The sequence below is a fragment of the Thermohalobacter berrensis genome (assembly GCF_003609645.1).
GTDB classification, from domain to species: domain Bacteria; phylum Bacillota; class Clostridia; order Tissierellales; family Thermohalobacteraceae; genus Thermohalobacter; species Thermohalobacter berrensis.
Map to the genome: position 1 here is coordinate 106,618 of NZ_MCIB01000038.1, position 10,510 is coordinate 117,127.

Sequence of the window (10,510 nt, forward strand, 5' to 3'; positions counted from 1 at the left end):
CAGAGGGAAGGGATGAGGAATGTTAAAAAATTTAAACAAAACTAATGATAAATTTATTCAAATTAAAGATGTATTGTTAGATCCAGAGGATTTAATTGAACATGCCAAAGAGGTTGCTAAAATTCATAATGTATCAAAAGATAAAAGACCAACAAGGTCTTTATTAAAAAGATTAGATCAAAATTTTAATATAATAACCTCAGTATATAATAGCCTAAACAAGCTTTCTAAAAACAACCAAAACTTGTCCCATGCCTCTGAGTGGTTACTTGATAACTACTATCTAATTGAAGAACAAGTAAAAGAAGTAAAACAAAAACTTACTAAGAAAAAATATCTAAAGTTAAGAGTATTGAACAATGGGTTTTTAAAGGGATATCCAAGGGTATATGCTTTAACACTTGAATTAATTTCACATACAGATGGAAGATTAGATGAAGAACAATTAATAAAGTTTATAAAGGCATATCAGTCTCAACATATACTTTCTATTGCAGAAATATGGTCCCTCTCTTTAATGATAAGAATAGCATTAATTGAGTATATTAGAAATTTATGCCAAAGAATTCACAAAATTCAGGATGATTGGACTAAAATAGAAAATTTAACAGATGCACCATATGATAAACTATTAGATTCAGTAGATACTACTATTGAAAATATGAATAGATTAAACCCAGTATTTATTGAGTATTTAATAAGACAAATAAGGAATAAGAAATATGATATTGGTAATATAAAAGAGATAATAAATAATAAGTTAGAACAATTTAATACTGCACTAGAAAGGGTAATAGAAGAATCACATAACGAACAAGCTGAATTAAAGAATTCACTTGGAAATGCAATTACAAGTCTTAAGGTTGTTTCTAAACTTGATTGGAATGACATATTTGAAACATTATGTGTTGTTGAAGGGATTTTAAGAGATGATCCATTAAAGGTATATTCAGATATGGATTTTGAGTCAAGAGATTATTATAGACAGCAAATTGCAGATATTGCAGATAAAACTAGAATACCAGAAACTACAGTAGCTAGAAAAGCAATCGAAATAGCTAAAAAAGAATCCAATAATGATGAGAATAAAAAGGGACATGTTGGATACTATTTAATAGATAATGGAAGAAAAAAATTGTTAAAAGAATTAGGATACACAGGGAAGGATAACTTTCATGACTACCCTTTTTCTTATTATATAGCTCCTATCATATTAATTGTATTTACAATTGTAACACTATTTACTATATATACTTATAGGGTATCTGAAAGTATTCTAACTACTATCTTAACTGCGGTTATAACTGTAATTCCAGTAAGCGATATAGCTGTAAAAAGTATAAACTGGCTTTACACTCATTTAGTTCCTCCAGCCCTATTACCTAAATTAGAATATAGAAATGGAATATCTGAAAAAGCTACAACTTTAGTGGTAGTTCCTACTCTATTACCAAATGTAAAAACTGTTAAAGAATTAGTAAGCCAGTTAGAAATACACTATCTATCAAATAAAGAAGATAATTTATATTTTGCATTAGTGGGTGATTTTAAAGATTCTGATAAAAAAGAAAATAATGAAGATAATGAAATAACAAAGACAGCAATAAAGTTAATAAAAGAATTAAATAAAAAATATGCCAAAGATGAAGATATTTTTTTCTTTTTCCATAGAGAGAGGAAATTCTCAAAAACTCAAAATAGATGGATGGGTTGGGAAAGAAAAAGAGGTGCATTAGTAGAATTAAACAGATTACTTAAAGGAGCAGAAGATACATCATACTCTATAGTAACTGGTGATATTTCTAAACTTAAGGAAAAAGTAAAATATGTAATAACACTTGATGCAGATACAAAAATGCCATTAAATACTGCTAAAAAACTAATAGGAACAATTTCACACCCTTTAAATAAAGCTAAACTTGATAAAAACAATAAGATTGTATCAGAAGGCTATGGGATAATACAACCTAGAATAAGTCTTGATATAGAGAGTGCAAATATTTCATTATTCACAAGAATTTTTGCAGGACAAGGGGGAATTGACCCATATACAACTGCAATTTCAGATATTTATCAAGACCTATTTAGAGAGGGAATATTTACTGGTAAAGGTATATATGATGTTGATGTCTTTGATACAGTTTTAAGTGATACTATTCCTGATAATTCAATATTAAGCCATGATTTACTTGAAGGAAGTTATATAAGAACAGGCCTTGCAACAGATATAGAGCTTGTTGATGGTTATCCATCAAAATACAACTCATATATTATGAGGTTGCATAGATGGATAAGGGGTGACTGGCAGTTAATAAAGTGGCTTTTTTCAAAAGTGAGGAATAGAGAGGGAGTACTTGTAGAAAACCCTTTATCAACACTCTCTAAATGGAAGATATTAGATAACCTAAGAAGAAGTCTAGTTCCTGTAACTTTAACCTTATTAATTATATTAGGCCTACTCCTTCTGCCTGGTAAAGCATATATATGGGTAGGATTAGCTTTATTAGCCTTAGGCTTTCCATTAGTTATTGAATTTGCAAACTATTTAATTATGAAATATTATAGGGCATCAAGGGATAAATTAAATGGAAATCTTATATATGGATTAAAAAGGACCTTTTATCTTGTAATCCTTTTATTTGTTTTTTTACCATATGAAGGTTATATGATGGCTGATGCTATCTTAAGAACTCTCTATAGAGTATTTATATCTAAAAAGAATTTATTAGAATGGGTTACTGCAGCTGATGTAGAAAAAAGATTAAAAAATAACACTATTAGTTTTATAAGCAGAATGAGACCTTCTATATTTATAGCCTTACTTGTGTTTGCCTTAGGGATATTTATAAAACCACAAAATTTACTATATATTATACCAATTACAATAGTATGGGCAATAGGTCCATATGTAGCCTATAAAATAAGTCAACCAGAGATTAAAGGAATAGAAAAATTAGCAGGTAAAGATATAGAAATATTAAGAAGAATCGGAAGAAAAACTTGGGCTTATTTTGAAGATTTTTCAGGAGAAGAAAACAATTATCTTCCACCTGATAATTATCAAGAAGACCCTCCTAACGGGTTGGCATATAGAACTTCTCCAACTAACATAGGATTTTTATTAATTTCTATATTAGCTGCTAGAGATTTTGGATATATTTCAACTACAAAAATGATAGATAGGATAGAAAAAACAATTTCAACTATAGAAAAATTAGATACTTGGAAGGGACATTTATATAACTGGTATGATATAAAAACTTTAGAACCATTAAGACCATACTTTATTTCTACAGTAGACAATGGAAATTTTATAGCATATCTAATAACTTTAAAAGAAGGTCTTAAAGAATATCTTAAAAAGCCTTTAATTGATAAAAGTTTAGTAAAAGGTATAAAGGATACTTTAGACTTAATAGAAGATAAGAAGCCAGATGATGAATATATAAACTTCTTACTAAGTAAGAAAGAGATTAATTTAAAAGAATGGAGAACTTTACTTAAGAACTTTTCAAATATAGATGGAGAAGTCTCGGTTTGGCATCAAAAATTAGTAGAAATGATTAATTCTTTTTCAGAAGAAATAGATGAAATTCTACCTACAGAAGAAGAAATAGAAATATTAAAGGATTTACCTAATGAAAATTTTAATGATTATATACAAAAAATTATATCAACAAGGGAGTTAACTACTTTAAATAATATATATGAAAAGCTATTAGAAAAAATAACTAAATTTATAAATGATAAAAATAATGCCAATAAAGAGAAATTATTATCTATAAAAGAAAAAATACTTAAAGTAAAAAATAATGTACAAGACACTGTTAATAAAACTTCTTTATTGATAGACAGAATAGATAAAATAATTGATAATGCAAAATTTGAACCACTTTATGATAAAAAAAGACATCTGTTTGCTATAGGATATAATATACAGGATGAAGAACTTACCAATTCCTATTATGATTTATTAGCATCAGAGGCTAGAACTGTAAGTTACATTGCAATAGCTAAAGGAGAAATTCCAGAAAAACACTGGTATAAACTAGGTAGAGCATTATCTAAAATTAATGGTTATAGAGGGTTAGTTTCATGGACAGGAACTATGTTTGAATATTTAATGCCATCCTTAATAATGAAGAATTATGATAATACACTTATGGATGAAACATATTCAACAGTTATTAAAGCTCAGAAAAAATATGGAAAAGCTAGAGGAGTTCCATGGGGAACTTCAGAATCAGGATATTTTGCTTTTGATATAGATCTAAACTATCAATATAAAGCCTTTGGTGTGCCAGATTTAGGCTTAAAAAGAGGCCTTGTACAAGATATGGTAGTTTCATGTTATTCAACATTGTTGGCACTACCCTTTGACCCAAAGGGAGCAATTGAAAATATCAAAAAACTTATATCTGATGGGTTAGAAGGATTATATGGTCTTTATGAAGCGGTTGATTATACACCAAAACGTCTACCATATGGAGAAAAAAAAGGGATAATAAAAAGTTTTATGGCACATCATCAAGGAATGAGTTTTATTGCTCTTAATAACTATATAAATGAAAATATTATGCAAAAGAGGTTCCATTCCAATCCAGTAATGAAAGCAGGTGAAATACTATTACAAGAAAAAGTACCTATAAGGGCAATTATTACAAAAGAAAACAAAGAACTTATAGAACCATTAGAGGAGGACAAACAAAAAGGAAGAGAAGTAATTAGGGAATTTGGTCTTACAAAATCCTATTTGCCAAAATGTCAGTTACTTTCTAATGGTAGGTATTCTATTTTAGTTACAGATAAGGGTATAGGTTATAGCAAAAAATAAGAGCTTCAAATAACACGTTGGAGAAGTGACTTATTAACCCATAAATATGGTAATTTTATATTCTTAAAAAACGAAGAAACTGGAGAAATGTGGTCTGCAACATATGATCCATTAAATAAAGAACCAGATGGTTATAAAGTTAGATTTTCTCAAGATAAGGCAGAGTATATTAGAGCTGATGATAATATAGATACACATACAGAAGTAATTGTAACATCAGAAGATGATGCAGAAATTAGAAGAGTAAGACTTACAAATCATGGAGAGAAAGAATTAATAATTGAATTAACTAGTTATTTTGAAACTGTTTTAACTAATCAATCTGCAGATATTGCACACCCAGCATTTAGTAATCTTTTTGTAAGGACAGAAGCTTTAGATGAAAGTGATACAATAATAGCCTCTAGAAGACCCAGAGAAGAGGGGCAAAAAACAGTTTGGGCATTCCATAGTGTAGTAGTTGAGGGAGAAACACTTGGAAGTCTTCAATACGAAACTAATAGAGATAATTTTATAGGTAGAGGAAGAGATATATCTAACCCTCAAGCATTAACACAACCTTTATCAAACACAACTGGGGTTGTAATTGATCCAATAATGAGCTTAAGGAAAAAAATAAAAATAAAACCAGGTGAGACAGCAAAGGTTTCCTTTATAACTGGAGTAGGTAACAATAAAAAAGAAGTTATTGAACTTTCAAGGAAATATACAGATACACCAAATATTACAAGGGCATTTGATTTAGCGTTTACAAGAAGCCAAGTAGAAAATAGCTACCTTAATGTAGGCGAAGAAGATATTAAACTATTCCAAGAAATAGTACCACATATAGTATTTCTTAGTCCAAATAGAAAGAAATATAAAAATATTATAAAGAAAAATACTAAAGGTCAGTCAGGACTTTGGGCTTATGGAATTTCTGGAGACAATCCAATAATTCTTTTAACAATTAAAGATGCAGAGTATTTAGATGTTTTAAGAAAAGTTTTAAAATCCCATGAATATTTTAGAATGAAAGGATTAACTGTTGACTTAGTTATCTTAAATGAAGATAAGAGTAACTATTTTCAACCATTATATCATATGATTAAAAATGAAGTATCTGAAAGTAATAGTAGACATATATATTCAAAACCTGGAGGTATTTACATTGTAAATGCTAATAGTATACCTGATGAAGATAAAATACTACTATATTCTTCAGCAGGCTTAATATTAAGAGCAGATAATGTTCCACTGCTAACTCAGTTAAGAGAAAAGAATGAAACAGAGAAACTACCAAATGAAAAAGAATTTAAGCAAAGCAATATAATATACATGGATAGGGAAAAAAATTTCGAATTATCATATTTTAATGGATATGGTGGATTTAGCTTAAATGGTAGAGAATATATTATTAAATTAATGGATTATAATAATACACCAGCACCGTGGATAAATGTAGTTTCTAATGGTAAATTTGGGTTTCAAGTTTCTGAAAGTGGTAGTGGATTTACATGGTCAGAAAATAGTAGAGAAAACAAATTAACTCCTTGGTCAAATGATCCAGTATCAGATCCACCTGGAGAAATAATATATATAAGGGATGAACAAGATGGCCATACTTGGTCAATTACTCCATTACCTATTAGAGAAGGTGGAACATATATTATAAAACACGGGCAAGGATATTCAACATTCATTCGTGAAAGTAATGGATTAGAACAGGAACTTACTATGTTTGTACCATTAGATGAACCTGCAAAAATTAATTTAGTTAAATTAAAAAATAATTCAAATATAAGGAGAAAAATATCTTTAACCTATTATATAAGGCCAGTTTTAGGAGTAATAGATGAAATGACACAACAACATATTATAACTGAAATAGATGAAGAGAGTGGAGCTATTTTAATTAAAAATCCTTATAATCCAGATTTTCCAGGAAGAATTGCATTTGTTAATACATCAGAAGTAGGTAAAAGTTATACAGGAGATAGGGAAGAGTTTATTGGTATAGATGGTAGTTTAAAAAATCCAGAGGCCTTAAAAAGAGAAACTCTTTCAAATCGCTTAGGAGCCGGATTTGATCCTTGTGGTGCAATACAAACTGTAGTTGAAATAGATCCAGATGAAGAAAAAGAAGTTGTTTTCATACTAGGTCAAGGAAAGTCTATAGATGAAGTAAGAAAAATTGTAAATAAATATACTCAAATAGCTAATTGTACAAATGCATTAACTGAAGTTAAAAACTATTGGAATAAAGTATTAGAAACTATAGAAGTTAGTACACCTGATAAATCTATGGACATTATGTTAAATCATTGGCTGCTATATCAGACCATAGCTTGTAGGCTTTGGGCCAGATCAGCATTTTATCAATCTGGGGGTGCATATGGATTTAGAGATCAACTTCAAGATGCAATGAATTCAATAAATGTACTACCTGAGGCTACTAAAAAACAAATTATATTACACAGTGCACATCAATTTGTTGAAGGAGATGTACAGCATTGGTGGCATAAAACAGGAGTTGATGGACCTGATAAGGGAATTAGAACCAAATTTTCTGATGATTTATTATGGCTTCCTTTAGCTACAGCAGAATATGTGAAGAAAACAGGTGACTATAGTATTCTAGAGGAGAAGGTAGGATACCTTGAAAGTGAACCATTAAAAGAAAATGAAGATGAAAAATATGATATTCCTAGATTTTCTGATGAAAGTTCAACTATATATGAACACTGTATAAGGGCAATTGATAGGTCCCTTAAATATGGAGAACATGGAATACCACTTATGGGTTCAGGTGACTGGAATGACGGAATGAACAAAGTGGGAAATAAAGGAAAGGGAGAAAGTATATGGCTGGGATGGTTTATTTGTACTATCCTAAAAAGGTTTATACCAATTTGTAAAGAGATGAAAGATTTTGAAAGGGCAAAAGAATATTCTAATGCTATTGAAAAAATTACTAGATCAATTGAAGAGAATGCTTGGGATGGAAATTGGTATAGAAGAGCCTATTTTGACGATGGAACACCCCTAGGTTCATCAGAGAATACAGAGTGTATAATAGATTCTATTGCTCAGTCTTGGTCAATTATTTCAGGATCTGGAAAAAAAGATAGGGTAAAATCAGCAATGGAATCAGTAGAACGATATCTTATTAAAGAAGATGAAGGGTTAATCCTTCTATTTACTCCTCCCTTTGATAAAACTGAGCATGACCCAGGTTATATAAAAGGCTATGTACCAGGTGTTAGAGAAAATGGGGGTCAGTATACACATGCTGCAACATGGGTTGTAAATGCATATGCCTTAATGGGAAAAGGAGATAGAGCTTGGAAGTTATATAATATGATAAACCCAATAAACCACTCAAGGACTTCAATTGAATGCTCCACTTATAAAGTTGAACCATATGTTATGGCAGCAGATGTTTATGCAGTTAGTCCCCATGTAGGTAGAGGTGGCTGGACTTGGTATACAGGAGCTGCTGGCTGGATGTACACTGTAGGTATTGAATATATATTAGGATTTAAAAAAGAAGGAAATAAGTTAATTATTGACCCATGTATCCCTAGAGATTGGTTAAATTATAAGATAAAATATAGATATGAGAATACAGTTTATAAAATAGTAGTAAAAAATCCTAATAGAGTAAATAAAAATGTTGTGAAAGTAATTTTAGATGGAAAAGAACTTAAAGAAAAATATATACCACTAGTTAATGATAATAAAGAGCATAAAGTTGAAGTAGTTTTAGGCTAACAAATGTTATGCCATGGATTAATCCATGGTATAACTTTTGTTAAGATAAAATTGAAAAGAAAGGAGAGTAAGAATGGCAAATGAAAAAAATAAGGTAAATGAGAGGAAAGATATAGACCCTAAATATAAATGGGCCCTAGAAAGAATGTATCAGAACGAGGAAAAATGGGAAGAAGATTTTAATAAAGTTAAGGAATTAATAAAAGATGTAAAGAAATATAAAGAAAAAGTAGGTGAAAGTAGTAAAACATTATTAGAAGTGATAGAGCTTCAAATGAAGATGTCAAGACTATCTGAAAATGTTTATACATATGCTAGAATGAGAAAAGATGAAGATACAACAAACAATAAGTATCAAGCCTTAACTGATAGGGCATCTAATCTTATGGTAGAAGTAGAAGAAAGTTTATCATTTATTGTGCCAGAAATATTAATGATTGAAGAAAGTAAATTAAATCAGTACATAGGAGAACAAGAAGGATTAAAGATATATAAACATTATTTAGAACAGATAGTAAGAAGAAGAAAACACTTCTTATCTCCAAAAGAAGAAGCTATATTAGCACAGGCAGGAGAAGTAGCATCTACTCCAGAAAATGTTTTTGGTATGTTAAATAATGCAGATATAAAATTTCCTAAGATTAAGGACGAAAATGGAGAAGAAATAGAAATAACCCATGGAAGATTTATTAAATTAATGGAAAGTAAAGATAGAAGAGTAAGAATAGATACCTTTGATGGTTTCTATGATACTTACAATAGCTTCAGAAATACCTTTGCTACAACTATTTCTTCTAATATTAAAAAGAATATTTTTTATTCTAAGGTTAGAAAGTATAATAATTCTTTAGAAGCATCTTTAGATGTTAATAATATACCTGTTGAAGTATACAACAATTTAATAAAAGCAGTTCATAATAATTTAGAATATATGTATAAATATGTTAGATTAAGAAAGAAAGCTTTGGGATTAGACGAACTCCATATGTATGATTTATATACTCCTTTAGTTAAAGATATAGATATGAAAATACCATATGATAAAGGTAAGGAAATGATGTTAGAGGGTTTAAAACCTTTAGGGAATGAATATCTAAATATAGTTAAAGAAGGATTAAATTCAGGATGGATTGATGTCTATGAAAATAAAGGTAAAAGAAGTGGAGCCTATTCATGGGGAACATATGATTCTCCTCCATACATTTTAATGAATTATCAAGATAACCTTGATAGTGTATTTACACTTGCCCATGAGATGGGCCATTCCATGCATAGCTATTATTCTAAGAAAAATCAACCATATGTTTATGGAGGATATAGCATTTTTGTTGCAGAAGTGGCTTCAACAGTAAACGAAGCTCTATTAATGGAGCATATGTTGAATAATGTAAAAGAGAAGGATAAGAAGATGTATTTATTAAACCACTATTTAGAACAATTTAGAGGAACAGTATATAGACAGACAATGTTTGCTGAATTTGAAAAACTTATACATGAAGAGATGGAGAATGGAAAACCTCTAACAGCAGATAAATTATGTAGTATATATAAAGAATTAAATGAAAAATATTATGGTAAAGATATAGTAGTAGATGATAAAATAGCAATTGAATGGGCTAGAATCCCACATTTCTACTATAATTTTTATGTATTCCAGTATGCCACTGGTTTTTCTGCAGCAATAGCACTATCTCAAAAGATATTAAAAGAAGGACAAAAAGCTGTAGAGAAATATAAAGGGTTTTTAAAAAGTGGAAGTTCAGATTATCCTATAAATGTTTTGAAAAAGGCAGGAGTAGATATGTCAAAGCAAGAACCTGTAGATATGGCGTTAGATAAGTTTGGTAAGCTAGTAGATGAATTAGATGAGCTAATTGGATAATATAAAAAAAGGTAATAGGAGTTATACCTATTACCTTTCTT

Annotated in this window: 3 protein-coding genes; all 3 read left to right on the forward strand. The window is 29.5% G+C overall.

Annotation, left to right across the window (positions count from 1 at the left end; genetic code table 11):
• Positions 1-19: 19 nt before the first annotated feature.
• The 3 genes from BET03_RS13855 (at position 20) to pepF (ending at position 10,469) form a co-directional block, all read left to right on the forward strand.
• Positions 20-4,834: a glucoamylase family protein gene (locus BET03_RS13855; RefSeq protein WP_243096941.1), complete on the forward strand. Its 4,815-nt coding sequence runs from the start codon at positions 20-22 to the stop codon at positions 4,832-4,834.
• Positions 4,835-4,843: 9 nt separating this feature from the next.
• Positions 4,844-8,587 (forward strand): GH36-type glycosyl hydrolase domain-containing protein, encoded by a 3,744-nt coding sequence (locus BET03_RS13860; protein WP_279230406.1) that lies wholly within the window; start codon positions 4,844-4,846, stop codon positions 8,585-8,587.
• Between the two features lie 73 nt (positions 8,588-8,660).
• Complete coding sequence (gene pepF, locus BET03_RS12405) at positions 8,661-10,469, forward strand: oligoendopeptidase F (protein WP_120170615.1); 1,809 nt, start codon at positions 8,661-8,663, stop codon at positions 10,467-10,469.
• Positions 10,470-10,510 lie beyond the last annotated feature (41 nt).